The sequence below is a fragment of the Microbulbifer aggregans genome (assembly GCF_020524005.1).
Classification (GTDB): domain Bacteria; phylum Pseudomonadota; class Gammaproteobacteria; order Pseudomonadales; family Cellvibrionaceae; genus Microbulbifer; species Microbulbifer aggregans_A.
Map to the genome: position 1 here is coordinate 1 of NZ_JAIVKK010000004.1, position 20,188 is coordinate 20,188.

Consider the following 20,188-nt stretch of genomic DNA (forward strand, 5'->3'; position numbering starts at 1 on the left):
AAGAGTCGCCCGACGCTCACGGGAACCGGAATAGGCTCCCACGCCAGACTTAAGTCTTGCTCGGAATTAAAACGTAATTCATTGACATGAGTTACTTGCTTCCGATAAATCTTTTTCTAACCCTCTCCATAAAGGATTGGGTAGATGTTCGATCCATCACTCCGCAAGCACCCACACATATTGCTTGATCGATTTTTTAAACAACTCAGTGGAGCGCCGGGCTCTCACTGCGGGATGCGTATTCTACACATCCGATCTGCTTTAGCAAGCGCTTTTCGCAGACTTTTTTTACTCCGAAACCCTTATAAATCAAGGTGTTCCGAAGCTCTCGACCACCTCTCGGCGATCTCGATAAGGGCGCGCATTATATCGAGCTCTTACCGCTTGGCAAGCTCTTTTTGAGAGCTTTTTTCAGGTTTGAAAAGCGGGCTTCAAAAGCACCAAATCTTCAATCCTGATGGGCTGCCGGAGCCCCGGTCGACTTCACGTTGCCGCCTGGCGACCCCGTCGAAGTGGCGCGCATTATAGCGAGCTTTCCGACCTTGGCAAGCTGCTTTTTTAAAATTTTCACAAGACAAAAGTCTTTGAAAATCAATAGCTTACTCACCTCCCACCACTGCCTCGGCAGCGATGAGGGCGCGAACTATACGTCCCTGCCTGGCCCACGGCAAGCACTTTTTACTATCGTTGTTGACTAACAAGCCACTACCCTCCGGGCAGCAATATCATTCAATATCCGTTCATATATAGGTATAGGAGCCTTGGCAGTTAAAGCACTTATACACAGACCTATATATAACTATGGCACAGACCACGACTACCCAACATATAAGACTGCTTACCAGCCTACGCTGCATGGTCTCGCCTATACCTTTACCTTTGAGACAGCTATTCGGCGAAGATCAGGTCTCGTTGATATCAGGTGCCCAACGACTCGTTACCTGTCACGACAACGCCGGCCCATGACGTGTACCACCCGAATTAAGCGAATGTGGACTTGAGATGAAAGTCGCGAGAGAGGAAGGTTATGAGCATCTAAGAGCTGATTGGCAGCTAGAAGGAAGTGTGAATCCAGGGTCAACCGGCTCTAAGACTACAACTTGCGAAAAAGCGATCTTTTACAATCAGCCTTGGGTTGTCCAAAACCAACTTCTGCGCCTGCTCGCTACCTATTAGGGATTCCGCCGCCAATCTGCCGGCCAGGAGATTCGGAGGTCGCCGTACAGGGTGATGCGCATCCGACGCCATCACCGTAGCCAAACCCTTCTTCACTATCTGCTCGGCCCTCGCCTGCACCGGCTTTCCAAACTGCCCCGTTAATGCGCCAGCGGTAACCTGGAGTAAGCAACCGGCCTTTAGCAGTACATCAATGTTTCGAACATCCCGAATGATATCTTTATTACGCTCCGGGTGCGCCACCAAAGGCCTTATGTTTTTCTTCGACAACCAACTGAGTAAATGGCTGATACCGGGAGGGATATGACTATGCGGCATCTCCAGAAGGACAACGGGGTCACCATACCAGTGCCCCAGCATTGGTAATTCTTCGTGTTCAGCTAAAAACATTACTTCATCAGAAATACGGACTTCCGCCGCAAGTGCAAGCTTGATATCAATCCTGCAGGATTCTACTGATCGCAAAAATGATCGGAAAGCCGTTTCTATAGAATTCAACGTGTTTGGATAACGCCCAGGGTGAATATGGGGTGTCGCTACCATGTGCGTAACACCACTCTCAGCGGCTGCCTGTAACAGCAACAGGCTCTCCGACAAATCTCTCGGACCATCATCGATTTGGGGAAGTATATGGCTGTGTAGGTCAATCATTACCCGTGACCTGTTGCGTTTGACAACTGCCATAAGTCCACCGTTTCAGATGGACCAATTTCATTGAACCGGTGACGAGTAATCATATCCGTAATAGCTATCAGAGTAGAGGCCCCTTTTTTCTATCTGAATACGATTGAGCACTACACCGTCGACACCTATACCAACAGAATGCAATCTAGAAATAGCTGTACGTGCAACTCCGACGCTTGTTGATTCTGCCTTCAAGACATACAGAAGTGAACACGCCTCTCGTGCAATAATCAGCGCATCACTAACAGCCTGTATAGGGGGCGTATCTATTATGATACGGTCATATCGTGACTTTAGTTTTTCCAAGATCTTAGAAAAATGGTGCGACCCTAACAACCGTTGAGGATCCAGGGGCCGTACGCCGGCAGGAACAATATCCACGCCACTCTTATCATCTCTAAAAATACACTCCTCAATTTCAAAATGACCCGAGAGTAAGTCAGCAAGTCCTGGACGATTAGGTGGCACTGAAAACCTGCCGCCGATAGAAGGTCGTCGCATGTCACCATCTATGATGAGAACCCTGTTTAATTGCCCTAGTGAAAATGCCAAATTCAACGCGATTGTCGTTTTTCCCTCACCCGGTGCCGCAGACGTGACGCAGATGACTTTTTCGCCATCTTCAAAATTTGATAAGACGACACCTGTTCTTAGAGTCCTTATAGCCTCGCTAAATCTTGGTGCCGCCTCATCAAAATAGGCATGCAGAGGCATGCCACTTTCTCCATGAACCTTGAAGTCGGGAACTAATCCTATTAGATCCTGACCCAACTTATTTGTAACATCTTGCGGGTTTCTGATCCCTGGCTTGAGCAGTAAATCCAAGCCAATGAATATTGACGCAGCAAACCCCGCACCGCCTATGAAAGCAATAATCACCCAAAGGCGCTTCTTAGAAGCAATAGGATACCTAGGTTCTACCGCGGGATCCGCTATCCTTGCTACAGGTGTGTTAAAACCAGAGACCTCTCTAGTTTCCTTGAAGCGAGTAAGAAAAGTATTATATAGCTGACGGTTAATATCGACTTCGCGCTTTAATTCGTCATACTTTATTTCCTTTTGTGCGACTAACTGTAGATGTCCCTTTGCGGACGCTAGTTCACGCTCAAGGTCAGAGACCCGGTCTTTTGCTTGCCTAAAGTCAACTTCAATACTGTTAACTAAATTTGTGATTTCAGCAGATAACTGCGATTTAGCTCCATCGACCTCACCTTGCGCAGTGATCATTTTTGGATGCTTTGGCCCATATCGTTGTGCCAACTCATTTTTATTTAACGTTGCGGATACAACCCCTGCCCTAGCCGTCTGGACCAATGGATTATTGAGTATTTCCGGTAGTTTTATAAGATCATCTTCGGAGTTTTTCGATTTATGTATTTCTTCATAGAGAACTCGTGTACGTTTTAAATATCGACGAGCCTCCAGTAGCTGAGCCATGGACTCATTTAATTCCTGCGACGCTAATCCGCGAACCCCTTGAACATCGACAAGGTCTGCCTGCTGTTGAAAATCGTTTAACGCCTGTTCTGAATTTTCTAATTTATCTCTAAGGCCAATTAGTCTATCACTGAGCCAACCGGTAGCCTTTTCAGTTACGTTGACTCTTTCATCCATCTGAGCTTCCACATAAGCGTTAGCTATCGCATTTGGGACACTAGCTGCAAGATCAGGATATCTTGACCGATATGATATTCTTATCAATAAAGTTTTCCGTATAGGCCGAACACCTAAACCTGAAGAAATTGACTTTATTATTCGTTCACGCTTCCGAATACTCGGTTGAACAGGAAGGGCGTCCCCAACGTCATCCTTAAATCCAATTGCCAACTTTACATCATCTATCCATGATTTTTTTTTGCCATTAAATGCGGGATGATCGAGCAAATTAAGATCATCAACTATCCGTTCGATAACTGCACGGGAAAGGATAAGCTGCGCTTGAGTAGTCAGAAACTCCTGGCGTTTTCTGCTCACCTCGTAAACATCGCGAATTGCCACTACACTAGCTTCGTTATCCTCAAACAGCAAAGAAGCCTCTGACTCATAGTAGTTTGGTATATTCTTTACATAAAAGTAAGCGATCAGCGCGAGCAGCAGCGCAGACAGTAAAATAAACCATTTTTTTTCATAGATGACAAAAATAGGCACCATGAAATCAAATGAACCTTGCTGCTCTTCATCTGCCTCAGGTAAACCAGAATTTCGGATTTTTTCCATAAACGACTCAGAAGAATCCTTGGTCTATTGTTACGGTGTCACCAGGAAAAAGTCTTGTCGACATATCTATTTTTTCCTTAGATTCTTCGCCCTCATCTTCACGAATCAAGTAAATCCTGTTTTCAGAGGCTCTTTCTGTTAACCCTTGAGCCAAAGCCGCAGCCTTGGCCACTGTGAGTCCGGGCTGATAACTATATCCACCGGGAGAGTTAACTTCTCCATAAATATATATCGGTCGGTACTCCAACATTGATACTGTAACGTTTGGATTTACCAGATAGTCACCTTTAAGACCTACGACAATAATATTTTCTAGTTGCGCCGGCGTAAGACCGGACACCGCTATTTCACCGAGGAAAGGGTAATTAATTACACCACTCTCATCCAATAAGAGATCGATACTCAAATCACTTTCGCCATATACAAGTACTGATACTTTATCACCTGCGCCCAGCTTATGTCCGGCATTAACTTGAGCATGTACAGACACCGCGAATGGCATCAGTACTATCCAAAAGAGTAATTTAGACCGCATATAGAGTTTCATCTAAATAGACCTTACTTCGACCCTCTACAAAGGACCGTTTAAACTCAAAAACAATAAATTTCTTTCAACTGATAGATCTTCAATATCGCCAAAACTATCGGCGCTTTTAGTCATAGAAAAACCAAAGCCAACAGAAAAACTGTTTCCGACGCGATAATCTATCGAAGCGGCACCTATGCTAAGATCCCTTTCTCGATCTATTCCCGAAAACTTCCCTACGGCCCTAGATACAGACATATTGCTCTGAAAATTCCTGGTCCACTGATGACGCCAAGAAACTGTTCCGCTATTTGACTTAACAAATTCGGCCGTGCCTAGGGACTCTTGCACCGCACTAGATAACTTGAGATTCAAGCTGCTGTAACTTCTTGGGCTCCAGTTCAAGTCCAAATTCCAAGTCGGAACATCTCCCGAATTTTGATCACGAGAAATAAATTTCTTCTCAGTAGTCCCATAGCGTGCGGTCATCGATGTCTTCGGCATTTTCAACATAAATCCAACTGTGTAACGACTTTCCTCACTATTCAATACGTTACTAACACTAGCTAAATCGTACTCAATATCAGACTTTCGCGCCTCCGCCATTACCGTAAAATCCGGCGTCAATAGATAACTTGCGGTTAAGCTACGAAAGCTATCCTCATAATCTCGCTCTGCTTCAAAGAAGTTCTGACTGCTTTTTCCCAAGGAATACGCCAACTGACTCCGTTGTGACAGTGAACTAATAACCACACCAATATCACCTGCAGGAGAAATGACTCTTCGATCCTCCATGAGCGGGTTCAGGGGACCATCAAAATCTGGCCTCACACGCTGATTTGCATCGATGTATCTGCCACTTACGGTAAAGCGAATGAAAGAAAGAGGCTGCCAACGTCCATCCATTGATCCTATATAATCTCTGTAGTCTTCGCGCTCACCGCCCAAATAATGACCAATTCGCGCTATTACTGAGGAGTTCAGCGATGATTTTTCGCCTTCCAAAGCAACAGAAAGATCTGGCGAGAATACTGTGAGCCACGCGCTGACGGGATCAACATCTCGTAGATAGATGTTGTCGTCATATATCGCTGACGCCATGGCTTCTACAGAAACAGTTCCTCCATTAGCAATACTTATACTTGCAGCGTCGACATTCCCTGCAAGGGCCGCACACAAAAACAGGCATGAAGGGTGCGCAATAGTCAAATAACAGTATTCCGTTAGCTTTAACATACTCTATCCTCGGCATGCAAAACCGAGTGCTGCTCCTATTAATAAGCGTTTTTGTGGGAGAAGCCTTTAAAAATCGTCAAAAATACAATTCGCAAATCCAGCAGAATTGACCAGCGCCGGATATACTCAAGATCTTGCTCCACGCGTCGACTCATTTTATCCAGAGTATCCGTTTCCCCTCGAAAACCATTTATTTGTGCTAAGCCTGTTATTCCTGGCTTTACTTTGTGCCGCAACATATAACCAGAAACTAACCGGCGATACTCCTCATTGTGAGCGACCGCATGAGGTCTCGGACCAACGATAGACATTGACCCCTGTAAAACATTAAAAAACTGCGGTAGTTCATCTAGCGAAGTCCGTCTAAGGAATCCGCCCAAAGGGGTAACACGCTTATCGTTCGCTGTGGCCTGAATAACCCTCTCACCATCATCCATAGTCCGCATTGTTCTAAATTTCCATACAAAGATGGTCCGGCCATCCAAACCGTACCTTCGCTGTTTAAAAATAACAGGACCTTTGGAAGTCGCTTTTACAGCCAATGCGATTAATAGCATTAGTGGAGAAATCAGAACCAGTATGATCGAAGCTATAATCAAGTCTTCGACACGCTTCAGCCAACTATCGAAGCCCTGAATTGGCGTATCAAAGACACTCAGAAGGCTGCTACTACCGACTTGATGCCAGCGCGCATGAAGCATTTTTGCAACAAAGAAATTCGGGAGAATATGCACAGTTGCCGTGGTATCAGAAAATTCGTCTAGAATGTCACTGATTATTTCTTCGGCGCGCATGGGTAGTGCGATAAATACTAGATCGAGTTTACCGGATCGCGCCTGTTGTATTGCCTCGGAAAGATTCCCAAGTACCGGAAACTGATTTCCTATGCGAGAGTTATCACTAAACCCTTCGACTTCGAAAAAGCCAGCTACTTTGATTCCCAGCTGGGGGTTAAGCCTGAGGTCCCCGGCAAGTTTATAGCCAGCGTCAGTACATCCTAGAATTACGCAGGGCCTTGTGTTGTGGCCCTTTTGACGCAAAATAAATAGAAGTTGTCTGAGACAGAATCGCCAAAAAGACAGCGCAACCAGGGTGGCCAAGAACCAACTCGCAACGACGATCCGGTCATATGCGGCTTCGACACTCATCGCGTAACCAAGCGTGAGTAAAACAATGCAGACCACTGACCAGGCGAGAGTAGCAGTGCCCAGAATCCGAAAATATGTCTCGCCACGCCAAGAACGATAAAGCTCAACTGATTCAGCTACAAATGCGAAGCTAATTGCTGCAAGTAATCCGGCGATCAGCCAGTCTTTGCTCGGCACAACGTCGAAATACAGGATGCAAGCGAAAAGGCTTCCCTGAATAAGAAAAACATCAAAAAGTCGATATAGCGCAGTGATGCCGCTCTGACGACTGCGAATCCATCCTTGTTCCACCATCCCCTCCCTGGGACATACAAACCCGCAAATTGATAGTCTCGCAGCCCAACAAAGGCCTGCGAACTCAAACGGTAATAGCCGGCAATTCAGAACTAGTCATTTAATCGGTAAGGACGTTAGTCATCACTCTGGAGAATCAGAAACGTAAATTTACAAGCCCCAACTGCACGCTTTCAGTCGCTCATCCTGAACAACGGTAAACTAAGGTGACCTAATCTCATTTTCGGCGTACGGCGTTGATTATGGGACCAAAACGTGAAGTAATTCAACATTTTTTACGTCCTGGGCGCTTATTGCGTCTTATCGCGCTGTCTTTTGCGCCTATACGCTGGCGTGAAAATCCACTCAATCTCAATTCACCAAAAAAATACGAATTTCTGTACCAGCAGCCTTACCATTTTTTATGGTACTGATGCAAAATACCTGCCAGTAGCAAATGATATTTTGACCAGCTCCTTGTTCAAAGGCTGTTAACAGAAGGTTTTCGTCAGGATTCGTCGAAACGGTTTTCGATTTACCCTAAAAGAAATCCCTAGACACAAAGGATTTAGGGATTAAATCTGCTACCTCCATCTAGATGGCTAATAGGCTTCATCGAATTTTGTCCCCTAATAACATACTCATCATGCTGACCTGCTGGTAATTCTTCACCAAAAATTTTGCAGCGTGCGCATGTATTTTTTGTTAACTTATTGCTCCAGAGTCAACCGGCCTAAACTCACCTACTGACTTTGGACTTTTTGGTAACATTCTACGTCTTATAAAATATTGCCTAAATTAAGTATCTGATACTCAAGGAAAGAGTTTTGCAAAAGCTTAGAACATTTAATCCACAAGTAAGAAGGCACCGTTCGGCGATCGGCCTGGAAGAAATCTGACAATTGAGCTTCTATGTAAGTTAGCTTAACGAACCAATTTTTTACACTACTGTAATAAGCCTGAAATTCTAGAAAGTTGCATATGGAAAACAAAAAATTACCTAATTTTTTCGTTGTTGGCGCAATGAAAGCTGGTACAACAAGCCTCTATCAAATGCTTGATAGCCATCCAAACGTCTATCTCTCCTACCCTAAAGAACCTGAATATTTTTCTGAGAAATATTTGGAAAAAGATTCAGAATCCTGGTATCTATCACTGTTTGCCGAGTCACCTCCAAACTCATTACGCGGTGACTGTTCAACTGGCTATTCTCGAAGAATTGCATATCCTGGAGTTGCAGAAAGAATCTTCAAGTCAATTCCTTCCGCCCAAATCGTATATCTCCTTAGGCACCCAGTTGAACGCTGTTGGTCACACTATTTACATAGGATGAATGAGAGGGTGATGGACGGCGAATGTATTTTAGATTTTGATAATGCGGTTGAAATTTACCCTGAGATATTGGATACAAGCTGCTATTTCAGCCAGGTCGATAATTTCACTCAGTTTTTCGATCGATCCCAGATACACGTAATCATATTTGATGATCTAAGGGAAAGCGCTGAAGCAACAATGACTGAACTATATGACTTTTTGAATCTTCCCAGGGTACCTGTCTATAGTTTGACACACGCAAATAAGTCAGGGGATCAGACCGGCAGGCGTAATATTAAGGCTTTTATAAAACGTGTTAAATCCTCAACCGCGGGGAAACTTTTAAAAGTAGTTGTTCCGAGAACAATATTAAACAGCGCCGCAAAGTTTATTTCGAAAAATAAACTGGCAATATATGCGGCAAAGAGCTCAGGAAAAACCGCGGATCTACCAAAGAAACCAAGCCCAGAGCTTAGAGCTAAATTATTGCTATATTTTAAAAAGGAAACCCTTCAACTCGAAAACTGGGTAGGGAGGTCACTACCACCTAGCTGGTACTCATAGTACGCTACCGCGTTTTACCGTATCAACTTAAATGATGCTGGCAATTGATAGCTACACCGCACCAGGGTGGAGTTATATTTTGCAAAACTTTAGGAAAAATTAGGCCTAATACTTTACATTTACAGAAAATATAATATTTATATTTTCTGCGTATTGGGTAGTTCTGCGCTAGAGCTGAATAGTTATTCACGCTAATTAATCAATCAGCTGTTAATATTGTACGCCGCACCAGAAACCCTCTATGCTTTGGAGGGTTGAGCATCAAAAAATCTTTGTGACTTCATACCTGCAGATCTTTTAGGAACCCTTATACCCCTAACGCTACCTGCCATTACTCCGATGGAAAACCAAAGCCAGCTGTACATCGAACTATTTGGTATTTGATTCACCGCCATTAACGCAGTAAATAGGGCAGCAAATGCTATATCAGTACGCTCTGTTCCAGACCTAGCACTTTTAATTAGTTTACACGCACGTAGCACTGGTGACAGAATTATCAGGAATGTGCAGGTGAATCCTGTTAGCCCAAACTCTGACAACCGTATTATCCAATATCCATCAGTAACGACGCCTTCGGGTCTATTTCTTCCCCAACCTCCCCAGCCAAACGCTAACTTTTCACGTGTATGCTCCAGTGCCATATTCTCGTGAAAAAACCTAAAGTCGAGGGACGCTACACGGTCCTCTCCAAAGACAGAAAGTATGTTTAACACAGTATCATGCGGGAATAGCTTAAACAAACACAAGGCAGGATATATCAATACGACTAGCGACAAATACGCGGCCATTTTTGTCGTGAATCTTGGGCCTATGAGAAAGATACAAAGCCCCATGACACTTAGCACCCATGCACCAACCGATTTACAAAGAACTAGTACTACAGAGAAATATAAAGCAAAAAATAGTGCCGGCACGTTCATTATTCTAACTTTTTGGCGCGCCAATTGGATCGAGCAAAGAAACACCGCTACGTATAGTATTGAAACTAGCAAGCCATGACCTATGAATACAACGGCTCGAAAGCCATCCATTCGGACTTGCTGTTTGAATTCATGTGGAAAAAATCCATAGATAGCACTATGCAACTGCGGGCTAAATCTAATTTCGAATAAGACTAGCGGCGAATATATAAATCCCGCAATGACCATCAGTTTTAAAAACCGCTGCTGATCTCTTTGTGAATGCACCAACGACAGACCAAGCAAAAATGGAATTACTTCAAGATATATTTGGATAAGGGAAGAGAGTATGTCTTGTAGTCCTAGTCCAGGCTTAAGATCCTCACCTTTAAAAAACGGTTCGGTATTAGTAAGCACCGTGATAGCGGGAACAGCCAGCAATGCCACTACAAATATTCTTTCAAAACTCTCCCGGGGAATAAACTGTATTTTTTCTCGTTTAATAATATAGCAGCCAAAGATCGCGCAAATTGCTGGGATACTTTGTTGCCCCAACGGAGGTACGAGTGGAAAATCAAAAGCCACTTTTACCGGCAAAAATATATAGCCACCAACAATAGTCCAAAAAGTAGCTGTGATTGTGTTACATTTGATATATAAGAGTAAGGATATAACGGGGAAGAAAGCGAGTGCAAAATAAGCAAATGTATTCGGCATGTACCCTTACACCCCAGAGAACAATAACTTTAGTTTTTGTGTATTGCTGGTGAGATCAAATTCTTTTTCTACGAATGCCGCTGCATTTTCAATTCTTACTCTCCGCTGCTTCTCGGGCTCCTGGATCGCCTCTAACATGGCTTCCGCGACAGCTTGAGAACTGCACTCGACAGCCAAGCCGGTTTCTCCATGAATTACTAATTCTGGAATACCCGATATATCGGTTGTGATAACACTAACACCTTTTAGCATCGCCTCCATCAACACTACAGGGATGCCATCCATATCGCCGGATCTGTCTTTTTTACAAGGTAGTACAAGGTAATCAATTCGTTCCATCCACGCGGCTACTTCCTGATGGGGCAAAGCTCCTTTTAAATTTACAACATCCTCCAATTTTTGTTGAGAGATTTTTTGCTTGAGATTTTCCTGTAAGGGTCCATCCCCTACGACTTCCACGTAGAAATTCGTCTTTTTTTCTCTAAGCTTAGTGCAAGCATCTAATAAGATATCCAGACCTTTCTTTTCGACTAATCTTCCGATAAATCCAAAAACGATTGGACTAGACCTGTTTTTGTACGTTCTTTGCCTAAACTGGCTGGAAGTAACTCCACAGCGAACTAAATGAATTTTCTCATTAATCACTCCCAAGCCAGTTAAAAACTCGATGTTGAAATTTGAGATTGTCGCCACGAACTTCGCTCGCTCAGTTTTTTCAGGCAGAAGATAGGCTCTCTCGAATATGTCATTTGCATGCGTGGTAAAGCTGTAAGGGATATTCGAAAAACACGCAGCGTACATAGCGATGTCTGCAGGAACATGCGAAAAATGGGCATGGATATGCTGCGCTTTAAGTTCTATCAATTTTTTGGCAAATGAAATTCCATATAGAAACCTATACATTATTCCAAACGAAAGCTTTGGCGCTCGTGAAACCTTATTTGCGTCGCAAATCGCTAATTTAAAGGTATTAAGGTAACTTTTGGGTTTGGAGAAAAAAGCTAGTATATTGATGACTATTACTTTAAGAAAAACCTGGTTATATATGACCTCTCTCCGCAGCATTAGGTTACTTAACCTGGAATTTGTTGCAGGTATCCCTACCTCATGTACAGAGAATGGCAATACCTCTATCCCCATATCTTCTAGTGCAAAAATTTCATTGTAGACAAACGTAGATGAAGGGCCAGGTAACTCAGGCGCTAAGTAGGCGATTTTATTAGCCATGGGCTATCCCCGTACCTACCAAAGGCATAGACTCAACAACTCTTTCTGGATTCCAGAGCTTCCCTCCTATTTTCTCCATATGTTTGGTCGCTTTTCTTTTTCCCTGGAGCAGGGATCGCCACTGAAATCTCCGGATGAATTGACGAAGTGCTACATCCTCTAGACGATCTCTGTTCGTGAAAAAGGATCTCAAGTACCCCCAGTACATTGCAATACCACCAATAATCAGCGGGTACTCCACGGCTCTGAATAAAGAACTTGCTGCCATATATACTGGATCTGTGCCCATGTAGTACTGTCCGAAGCCATGCCGCATGCGGCCTGTAATCACACCTTTATGGCTCGAGCCCATCACCCTCAAATGAATGAAACGCAATTCTGGCTTATCCCAGCTTGCGACTTGCCAGCCCAGTTGGCGGCTCTTGTGGCAATCAATCGCATCCCACATGACAACCCGAAGAAATCCCCCGATTTGTTGAAAACAGCTGATACGATAGAATTTTGTCATTCCAACGGATAGTTCATCTCCCCGTCGTTCATCAATAAGTTTTCCATCCCTTAGGTTGTAGGGTTTTCCACTGCAAGATCCCAAGCGGGGATTTTTTTCCATTTCCGCTATTAATGATTCGAAGTATGTTGGCGGCAGAACAAGGTCAAGATCCAGCTTACAAAGGTATTCATAGTCTTCTGCGCGAATAGACTTATATCCCTCATAAAAAGCATCGATAACTCCAGGACCAACAGCCCGGAAACCTCGGTCCGTTCTAGTAATAACTCTTATGAAGTCATATTTACTTTCGTATTCTGAAAGTATTCTCGCAGACTCATCCTTCGATCCATCATCCACCACTACCCATAATTTTGGTCTAATGGATTGATTAACGACGCTTTCTAGCGTTTGCTCCATATATTCCGCTTCATCGCGGCACGGTGAGATGAGTAGATAATCTTTAGATCTCATTGCTTTACTTAACCCCGGCCATTTTTATTTGCTTAAATATTGTTGCAGCAGCGCAAGCGTTACTAAAATATCTCGAAGCCAATCTACGGGGATTTTGCATCATCCGATAAAACCACTCCATTCGGAGCCTTCTCACCCAGTGCGGTGCGCGTTTTTCCAGGTCAGTCAGGAAAAGTAATGATGCACCAATGCACATTATGACGCCTCGATTAAGTCCGGCGAATTTTATACGTTTTGCAAGTAACTCTTGTTGTGGTGAGCCCAATGCAAGAAAAATAAAATCGGGGTTAAGCTCCCTTACATAACGGCAAATAGCTTCAACTTCTACTGCATTATTTATAAACCCCATTGATGGATTAGAGTGAAAAATATTTAGAGTTGGGTATTTCTCTCTAATATTTGTAATTACATTTTCATTTCCACCCAATATGCAGATTTTATGCTCTGGTGCCAGCAAGTCATCAAAAATTTTTGCGGTAAGGGTACTACCTTCCACTACATTCGGTATTCCCACACCAGCCCATTGCGCTAGTTTTTGAAGTATTCGACTATCGCACAGTACCAATGAAGAATCACTGTAAGCTGAAATGAAGTCAGCATCACCATTTCTTCGACATAGTCGCTCAGCATGATCCATATTGGGAGTCACAACTATGTGCGGCGAATTTGATTTAGCCAGATCTTGGACTTGGTTCATTGCTTCATTGATATTCAGATTATGAAGCCTGCAGAATCCAATATCTATTTTATCCGCACTCATTTCTCACCCCCTTATTTGTATTCAATTAACATTGTCTGTCTGTGCTTATATTTATTTACTATGAATTCGAAAATTCCGACAGCTTGGGGGAACTTACCCAAAATAACGAATAAGCTATAGATCATTTGGTCACGGGATTTTCGGTATTCAGGCTTGGATAACTGCATTTTGGTCCACGCCAATGGGTACAATAGGGCTGGTAGCACAGCGTATGTAGGTCCAGCTATTGCGAGTAGAGAAAAGGAAATTGAAGGCAAAATGGTACTGTATACCAATATACTTATCAGGCTCTTTAATCGGTAACGGTGTAGCCCTTTGCCATGTTTATGTGCATTATTGGCATATGCATGCCCAGACCGCCTGGCACGCAACAGGAACTGTGTAAATTTGTGCATGTCTGCATCATGCAGCGTCATCGGTTCATCAATTCTAAATATCTTCCAGCCTTGGCTTCTTAGGCGGTAGCACAATTCGGGTTCTTCACCGCAAATAAACTGGTTATCAAACCCATCGACCTGCTCAAAAGCCTTAACCCGGACAAGCGAATCCCCGCCGCATGCAGATATTTCGCCAGGCGAACCCTGCCATTCCATTTCGCATAATTTGTTATATATTGTTTTTTCAGGAAATCGTTCACTTCGATTTCCGCAAATTATTGCTGCGCTAGTATTTTCTTCTAGGAATAGGATTGCTTTATTGAACCAATCCGCGTCCAACTCGCAGTCGCCATCAAGAAATTGTACAAACTGGATATGAGGATAATTTTTTCGTAGATTCTCAAATCCAGTGTTTCTTGCGCGCGCAGCACTGAACGCTTCACCTGGATCCAGCTCGACTAGATCGCACCCAAAGCTAAATGCCAACTCAAGGCTGTCGTCGGTTGATCCCGAATCAACATATATTTTTGGGATCTGCCATTTTTCTAAGGACGAAAGACAAGACCGCAATCGATCGCCCTCATTGCGGCCAATAATTACCAAGCCAATACTACGCTCGCATTCCATGCCTGTTTTCCCTTTGGCCATGTTATTTGTCGCACATCCAACTCTGTGAATGTAGATAGGCCAGCATTTTTGAATTACGTTTTGTTTTGTGCTGGAATTTTGCTAAAAAAAAGGTTTTTTACGCGATTAAGAAAATTTTGTGGCTTGTTGATCTGCTCTGCTTTCCCCCGCTCATTCATGAACAGAGTGCTATGAAGCTTTCTCTTTTGCGGTCCATGATCATTCGCAGTGTAATAATAAAGAGCCAAAGACAGTCGTTTTCGGTCTTCAGGACACTGTAGAGGCTCTGGGTGCCCATGGAAACTATTGGATGTTGTCGAAAAAATTGCCATCCTATTAAACAGCGGTGGAACCGATTTTTCGCACGAAAGCTTATCATTACTCCAGAGTTGAAAGTCGCCACCCCACTCTGACTTCCAGTTTTTATTTAAATATATAAGCACATTCAGACGGCGGTAAACGTTCATACGTTTATGGCCGTTAAAATCCACATGAACTCCCAGCTTTCCACCACGTTCTATTTTGTGAAGTCCAGCGCCATGTAAATATGGATCCGCAATTAACCCACCTATTCCTGTAAGTTGTTCCAAGAACTCTAAAAATGGAGCTGAATTAAGGTTATGAATCAACGCCCTGGTTACTGGGCCAAGACTTAAGTCACGATTCATTTGAAGCTTTCGCTCGTAGTCATTCTCAAACGCGCGCCATTTTTTATTACCTTCTTCAAACTCCTTAATTACTTGATCCAATATATCTGGCTCAAATATGTCATCGTATACGCCATGAGAAAATGGGTATGCATTGATATATTCTTCCTTGTTTTCACTCGCAATTTTATCGAGTTTCTCCCATGGTACAAACTTGTTGTATTCAGTTTGGCAGCTATTTAAATCCATTTAATTTATCCCCAAAGTATTTTAGCGAGCCTTTACCGCTTAAATTTTTAATGATTTAACTAAAAGTTAATTTTTCACAGGCCGTTCGCAAACACATTCTCTTTATTCTCAGTAAATTCTTCGTCCGCCCAATTTAGAGTCCGGCTTGAAACTGTTTCTTTGTAGTTTTCTAGGTCAAGTTCAACGCCCAACTCAACTCCTAATTTTTCCAGGTCAGAATTGAATAAATTTTTAATCTTTGATTCAGAATCTTTACTTAGCTCAGGCCTAGCTTTCATCTGAAATTTTTTCTTTACCATGCTTCTAAATTTCTTGGGGACCAAAGACCTACGCAGGACTTCCATCGCTTTGTTTTTAACCAAAAGCCCATACAATGGGAAATTGCGGATTCGTTCACTTGAGATGTTTTTGGCGGGAAGATCGCTTTTCCATTCGACACGTTGGTCAAGACCGATAAATTTCGCTATCCTTTCCAGCTCAACTTGTGGCTCTCTTTTCAATCGTTCAAAGAAGACTGGCAACACTCGCTCGTGACCCAGCGCATCGAGATATGGCTTAAGCTGATAGTGAAATAAACTGTAATTTATCAATTCTGGGTGCAAGTCAATCGCGTCGTCTATTGGAACATTAATATTCCCACAACTCCATTCATGCACGTACTGGGACACCATTCGGTCTATAGGATTACGCATGACGTAGATTATCTTTGGCTTACCGAGGTAATCTTTTATGCGCGATATCGTATCTGGATATGTTGGCAATTTCGTATAGTGCGTACTTGCCTCGCCAATAATCTCGTTAGCGCTTGAATTACAGAATAGGTCCTCGTACCAGTCGAACCCTTTATAGTATTGTGCGTCATCGCTAAAAAAATTTGGCTCCTTCAAATCCGGCATAAATACGCCGTTTTGCAATCTGAGCTGGTCATATAAAGTTGTGGTTGCGCATTTCATTGCGCCCACTATTAAAAAACTCGGTTTTTTAATTTCTTCTAGCGAATAGCTTTTTTTTTCTGCTTTCACGTTCACGCCTGTTAAACAGAGATTTCTTTAGTAAACTTGATTTACTGCGAATTTATTCCAATCCAGATATCCTTCCATTCACTCTTAACGGATTGCAAACCTCGCAAACCCCTGGTCAATTTTATGAGCCTGAAAATTCGCCCAAACATCCAGGCAAAATTTGCAGCCATTAATGTTGACCTACCGCCAAGCAACGTGAAATATCTTGCCCTGGACTCATAAAAATATCTAGGCAGACGCTTTCTCTTCGCCAGGCTGCTCTTTACAGTTGAAGTACCGCCACGAAGGTGGACAACTCTTGCCAAAGGTTCCTGCTCTATTTTGTAGCCAGCGCCTTTAATTCGGTTGCAGTACTCAATGTCCTCAAAGTACATAAAAAACCTGTCGTCCATAAGCCCGACTTTTTCAATTACTTCATGACGTATCAGTACGCACGCAAAACTTACCCAGTCAATTACCTGGTTTACTTGATCCAAATCAATAGAGACTTTTTTATGTTTTAAAAATCGCGTAACGACACTTAATTCAGCACCACGGATAAACTCGCTGGTAACTGTTCTCTTTCGGAATGCACTTATTTGCGGAGTTTCATCCAAGTATTCCAGGCGAGGCCCAAGAGCCCCAATTTCCGGGTTTTCGTCCATTCTTCGCAATAATTTTTCAATGGCCTTGCTACGAACGATTGTGTCGCTATTCAATAACAAATATTTCTTTGCCTTTACTTGACGTATACCAAGGTTGTTCCCTGCGGAGAATCCACCGTTTTTCTCGGATTGCACCAAATGGGTTAAATGTCTTTCTTCGTTTCTCTTGCTCTTGAGCCATTTTTCTATCTGGCTAAGCGAATTATCTCCGGAAGCATTATCCACCACGATAACTCTGGATTTAATGTTCGAGAGTTCCGGATAAAGGCTGTCTAGGCAATCTATGACCAACTTTGGCGTTTTGTAATTTACGATGATTACAGCAAGATCAACTGTATTTGGATTATTCATTGCTCAGCTTTCATCGCTACTTTAGAAGCGCTCGATCAATTTGATTAGTTCTGATTTTTACGTGGTCTATCCAGCGTGCGATGCCGCTTCGTTTGGCGAACACGTGCTCAACCCACAGCATAACGCCCCATTTCTTTATGTTATAGGTGGCGCGAAAACATCGGTTTTGTAGTCGGATTGCCAATATTTCAATAATGCTAATTTTGGGGTGATGATCTATAACAGGTTTATAACCTTGCTGCATCATCAGGTCTTTCGCCGGTATTTCTACCCAGCGTATTTCTCGAGCTGAAAGTTTAGATTTCCACTGATTTGCGTACTTGGATGACGGCTTTTGATATGTTGTACCGCCTTCGATTTCAAGCATTTCTTCATCGTATGGCAACGAAAGGAACTCACATACTCGGGCCAATTCGGAGTCTGGATTACTAACCAGTACTTCATAGCTAACTGTGATGGATTGACCTGGTCTTTCCTGCTCACGCAGTTTTTTCCTGCGTTGCTCGAACTGCACCCATATTTTTGTGCCCTCATAGACATTTCCAACCCATCCCATACCAATGCAGGAACGTGCAACATCACGTGGGTCTCGATACAGGTGGATGAATCGGGCATCTGGCCATAGCTTGAGTAGCAGGTCGACGCGAGAGTGGACCGATGCACCGATTACGCTTTGCGGATTACGTGCGTAATGTTGAGCCAGGAAACTCTTGACGAGCTGAGGGTAATCCAGTGTCTCATCGATGGAGAGGTTCATCGCGCTGGTTTGACGATCTGTTTTTACGAAGCGCCAATAGTCATGGATGTTCGGCCAACTATTGCCTTGTGCTTGGGATACGGCACCTTCAAATTCCCCAAACATATAAATGTTTGGGTGATGGTTCATTAGCAGGCGGAGCAGAGTCGATCCAGAGCGCAGTGGACCAATCACGAACACTGGGGATTTCAGTGCTTCATTTTGTTGCGCAATATCAGTTTCTGAAAGGCGAGACATTTCCCTGTCCTCCTAATGGCAGCCCTCCCTGAAGGGAAAGATCAGCCTCTTGTAATTCCATTTACTTCGCTTGTCGCGCTCGGCAGTACACAATGCTCTGATATTCAAGCAGGAGCTATCTGCCAGGATCAGGCTTTAATAGAGGGTTGCCCCGATGAACCAATACGGTGATAGCTTTAGAAACCGTTATCGTTGGTCTTTTAGCTAACGGTCAGTTTTGGTCGTCTACCGGTCCGGCCGCTCGATACTTAGCGCTAAATTCCATTGCGCTTTCGTCGACCAAAACCAAAGGGATTGCCATGTTTGCGCTCGGCCGAGTAAAACCAGCGACGGCCGTGCGACAGGCTTCACACTTTACCAATTAAATATGACAAAGCAAAAAGATAGTGCTACGCGCTCTGCGATTTGGCGTTCCTTTCAACGTATTGGCACTTCATATACAGATTTCGTCTCCATTCCCAAATTCTCTCTTAGCATTATTCATGCCCAGTTGGGAAATTCGTCGTCGTGGCAGCCCCGGGAGCTTGTCCCTGCTCGATTTTTAACTCCCTGATACAATCCGATCCTGTGTAGCCGTTCCTTGTTTCAGGGGTTGAGACTTTATGTAGTCTGGGAACTCAATGGCTTCCTTTCTTCATTGCCGATATGGTTTATATTTGACAGCCTTATCAGTATTCCAGATTAGTGAGAACAATGCGTTATTCCCTTCGCCAGCTCGAGATCTTCCTGGCCTGCGCTCACTACCAAAATGTCAGCCGCGCCGCTGAAAGCCTCAATTTGTCTCAGTCTGCCGCATCTACAGCGCTAAAAGAGTTTGAACATCAGTTCGAGCTGCGGCTGTTCGAGCGCACAGGCAAGCGCCTGAGGCTCAATGAGTTGGGCAGGCAATTGTGGCCACAGGCAGAGGAACTTCTCGAGCGCGCCAAAGAGCTCGAACGCAGCCTGCTGGCTCACGATGACCTTGGGCGGCTCAAGATCGGTGCAACGCTCACCATCGGGAACTATCTCGCTGCCGGGATTATGGCGCGATATATGGAGCAGCAGCCCGGGGCTCGGGTTGAGCTGGAAGTTGCAAATACTTCAGCAGTTACCCAGGGCGTGTTGAATTTCGAGCTCGACCTGGGGCTGATAGAGGGCGAGCTAAACCATCCCGATCTGGAAATGATTCGATGGCGCGATGACGAGCTGGTGGTTTTTTGTGCGCCAGGCCACCATCTCGCAACTCGCACACAGCTCGATGACGTTGATCTGCGTGAAGCGACCTGGATTCTTCGGGAGACCGGCTCCGGCACCCGACAAACGTTCGAACGCGCCATGTCCGGCCTGTTACCAGAACTCAACATTCGCCTGGAACTTCAACACACTGAAGCCATCAAGCGCGCGGTAGAGGCTGGCCTCGGCATTAGCTGCCTCTCGCGTGTTTCGCTCAGTGATGCGTTCCGGCGCGGCGCGCTCGTTGAGCTGGCGGTGCCTCAAAGGGATTTCAGGCGCGAGTTCTATTTCGCCCTACACCGGCAGAAGTACCGCAGCGCCGGAATTGAACGCTGGCTGGAGCTATGCCGGCAAACAAGTTGA

The 20,188-nt window shown here is 44.2% G+C and carries 16 protein-coding genes; 2 read left to right on the forward strand and 14 right to left on the reverse strand.

The genetic code is table 11. The features are described 5' to 3' along the window. Positions 1-1,077: 1,077 nt before the first annotated feature. The 5 genes from LC093_RS07615 to LC093_RS07635 are packed head-to-tail and all read right to left on the reverse strand — an operon-like array spanning position 1,078 to position 7,281. The gene (locus tag LC093_RS07615) at positions 1,078-1,860 is read right to left on the reverse strand and encodes a tyrosine-protein phosphatase (RefSeq protein WP_226663845.1); all 783 of its coding nucleotides are present in this window, start codon (positions 1,858-1,860) and stop codon (positions 1,078-1,080) included. 27 nt (positions 1,861-1,887) lie between these two features. Continuing rightward, positions 1,888-4,077 (reverse strand): GumC family protein, encoded by a 2,190-nt coding sequence (locus LC093_RS07620; protein WP_226663847.1) that lies wholly within the window; start codon positions 4,075-4,077, stop codon positions 1,888-1,890. 7 nt (positions 4,078-4,084) lie between these two features. After that, the gene (locus LC093_RS07625; RefSeq protein WP_226663849.1) at positions 4,085-4,624 is read right to left on the reverse strand and encodes a polysaccharide biosynthesis/export family protein; all 540 of its coding nucleotides are present in this window, start codon (positions 4,622-4,624) and stop codon (positions 4,085-4,087) included. A gap of 24 nt (positions 4,625-4,648) precedes the next feature. Then, positions 4,649-5,839 (reverse strand): outer membrane beta-barrel protein, encoded by a 1,191-nt coding sequence (locus LC093_RS07630; RefSeq protein WP_226663851.1) that lies wholly within the window; start codon positions 5,837-5,839, stop codon positions 4,649-4,651. 38 nt (positions 5,840-5,877) lie between these two features. After that, a complete protein-coding gene (locus LC093_RS07635) occupies positions 5,878-7,281 on the reverse strand; it encodes an undecaprenyl-phosphate glucose phosphotransferase (RefSeq protein WP_226663854.1) in 1,404 nt (467 codons plus the stop codon). Between the two features lie 960 nt (positions 7,282-8,241). Here LC093_RS07635 and LC093_RS07640 point away from each other — a divergent pair. Further along, positions 8,242-9,138, forward strand: a complete 897-nt coding sequence (locus LC093_RS07640; RefSeq protein WP_226663856.1) for a sulfotransferase family protein — start codon at positions 8,242-8,244, stop codon at positions 9,136-9,138. A 239-nt stretch (positions 9,139-9,377) separates the two neighbouring features. Here the strand turns inward: LC093_RS07640 and LC093_RS07645 are convergent, their stop codons facing one another. The 9 genes from LC093_RS07645 to LC093_RS07685 form a co-directional block, all read right to left on the reverse strand. Beyond that, positions 9,378-10,754, reverse strand: a complete 1,377-nt coding sequence (locus LC093_RS07645) for a hypothetical protein (RefSeq protein WP_226663858.1) — start codon at positions 10,752-10,754, stop codon at positions 9,378-9,380. 6 nt (positions 10,755-10,760) lie between these two features. Beyond that, positions 10,761-11,981, reverse strand: coding sequence for a glycosyltransferase (locus LC093_RS07650; RefSeq protein ID WP_226663860.1), 1,221 nt, complete (start codon positions 11,979-11,981; stop codon positions 10,761-10,763). Further along, a complete protein-coding gene (locus LC093_RS07655) occupies positions 11,974-12,942 on the reverse strand; it encodes a glycosyltransferase family 2 protein (RefSeq protein ID WP_226663862.1) in 969 nt (322 codons plus the stop codon). The genes LC093_RS07650 and LC093_RS07655 overlap by 8 nt, the downstream gene beginning before the upstream one ends. A 4-nt stretch (positions 12,943-12,946) precedes the next feature. After that, positions 12,947-13,702, reverse strand: coding sequence for a WecB/TagA/CpsF family glycosyltransferase (locus LC093_RS07660; protein ID WP_226663864.1), 756 nt, complete (start codon positions 13,700-13,702; stop codon positions 12,947-12,949). A gap of 11 nt (positions 13,703-13,713) precedes the next feature. Further along, complete coding sequence (locus tag LC093_RS07665) at positions 13,714-14,727, reverse strand: glycosyltransferase family 2 protein (RefSeq protein WP_226663866.1); 1,014 nt, start codon at positions 14,725-14,727, stop codon at positions 13,714-13,716. A 53-nt stretch (positions 14,728-14,780) separates the two neighbouring features. Continuing rightward, a complete protein-coding gene (locus LC093_RS07670; RefSeq protein ID WP_226663868.1) occupies positions 14,781-15,602 on the reverse strand; it encodes a 2OG-Fe(II) oxygenase in 822 nt (273 codons plus the stop codon). 74 nt (positions 15,603-15,676) lie between these two features. Then, positions 15,677-16,624, reverse strand: coding sequence for a sulfotransferase domain-containing protein (locus LC093_RS07675; RefSeq protein ID WP_226663870.1), 948 nt, complete (start codon positions 16,622-16,624; stop codon positions 15,677-15,679). Between the two features lie 41 nt (positions 16,625-16,665). After that, complete coding sequence (locus LC093_RS07680) at positions 16,666-17,619, reverse strand: glycosyltransferase family 2 protein (protein WP_226663873.1); 954 nt, start codon at positions 17,617-17,619, stop codon at positions 16,666-16,668. A gap of 16 nt (positions 17,620-17,635) precedes the next feature. Beyond that, entirely contained in the window at positions 17,636-18,613 is a 978-nt protein-coding gene (locus tag LC093_RS07685) for a sulfotransferase family protein (protein ID WP_226663874.1), read from the reverse strand. A 693-nt stretch (positions 18,614-19,306) separates the two neighbouring features. Between LC093_RS07685 and LC093_RS07690 the strand changes: the two genes are divergently transcribed. Beyond that, the gene (locus LC093_RS07690) at positions 19,307-20,188 is read left to right on the forward strand and encodes a LysR family transcriptional regulator (protein WP_226663876.1); all 882 of its coding nucleotides are present in this window, start codon (positions 19,307-19,309) and stop codon (positions 20,186-20,188) included.

Bases quoted from the DNA above. Each gene is read 5' to 3' on its own strand.
- LC093_RS07615 (WP_226663845.1), bottom strand. From the start codon at position 1,860: ATGGCAGTTGTCAAACGCAACAGGTCACGGGTAATGATTGACCTACAC.
- LC093_RS07620 (WP_226663847.1), bottom strand. From the start codon at position 4,077: ATGGAAAAAATCCGAAATTCTGGTTTACCTGAGGCAGATGAAGAGCAG.
- LC093_RS07625 (WP_226663849.1), bottom strand. From the start codon at position 4,624: ATGAAACTCTATATGCGGTCTAAATTACTCTTTTGGATAGTACTGATG.
- LC093_RS07630 (WP_226663851.1), bottom strand. From the start codon at position 5,839: ATGTTAAAGCTAACGGAATACTGTTATTTGACTATTGCGCACCCTTCA.
- LC093_RS07635 (WP_226663854.1), bottom strand. From the start codon at position 7,281: ATGGTGGAACAAGGATGGATTCGCAGTCGTCAGAGCGGCATCACTGCG.
- LC093_RS07640 (WP_226663856.1), top strand. From the start codon at position 8,242: ATGGAAAACAAAAAATTACCTAATTTTTTCGTTGTTGGCGCAATGAAA.
- LC093_RS07645 (WP_226663858.1), bottom strand. From the start codon at position 10,754: ATGCCGAATACATTTGCTTATTTTGCACTCGCTTTCTTCCCCGTTATA.
- LC093_RS07650 (WP_226663860.1), bottom strand. From the start codon at position 11,981: ATGGCTAATAAAATCGCCTACTTAGCGCCTGAGTTACCTGGCCCTTCA.
- LC093_RS07655 (WP_226663862.1), bottom strand. From the start codon at position 12,942: ATGAGATCTAAAGATTATCTACTCATCTCACCGTGCCGCGATGAAGCG.
- LC093_RS07660 (WP_226663864.1), bottom strand. From the start codon at position 13,702: ATGAGTGCGGATAAAATAGATATTGGATTCTGCAGGCTTCATAATCTG.
- LC093_RS07665 (WP_226663866.1), bottom strand. From the start codon at position 14,727: ATGGCCAAAGGGAAAACAGGCATGGAATGCGAGCGTAGTATTGGCTTG.
- LC093_RS07670 (WP_226663868.1), bottom strand. From the start codon at position 15,602: ATGGATTTAAATAGCTGCCAAACTGAATACAACAAGTTTGTACCATGG.
- LC093_RS07680 (WP_226663873.1), bottom strand. From the start codon at position 17,619: ATGAATAATCCAAATACAGTTGATCTTGCTGTAATCATCGTAAATTAC.
- LC093_RS07685 (WP_226663874.1), bottom strand. From the start codon at position 18,613: ATGTCTCGCCTTTCAGAAACTGATATTGCGCAACAAAATGAAGCACTG.
- LC093_RS07690 (WP_226663876.1), top strand. From the start codon at position 19,307: ATGCGTTATTCCCTTCGCCAGCTCGAGATCTTCCTGGCCTGCGCTCAC.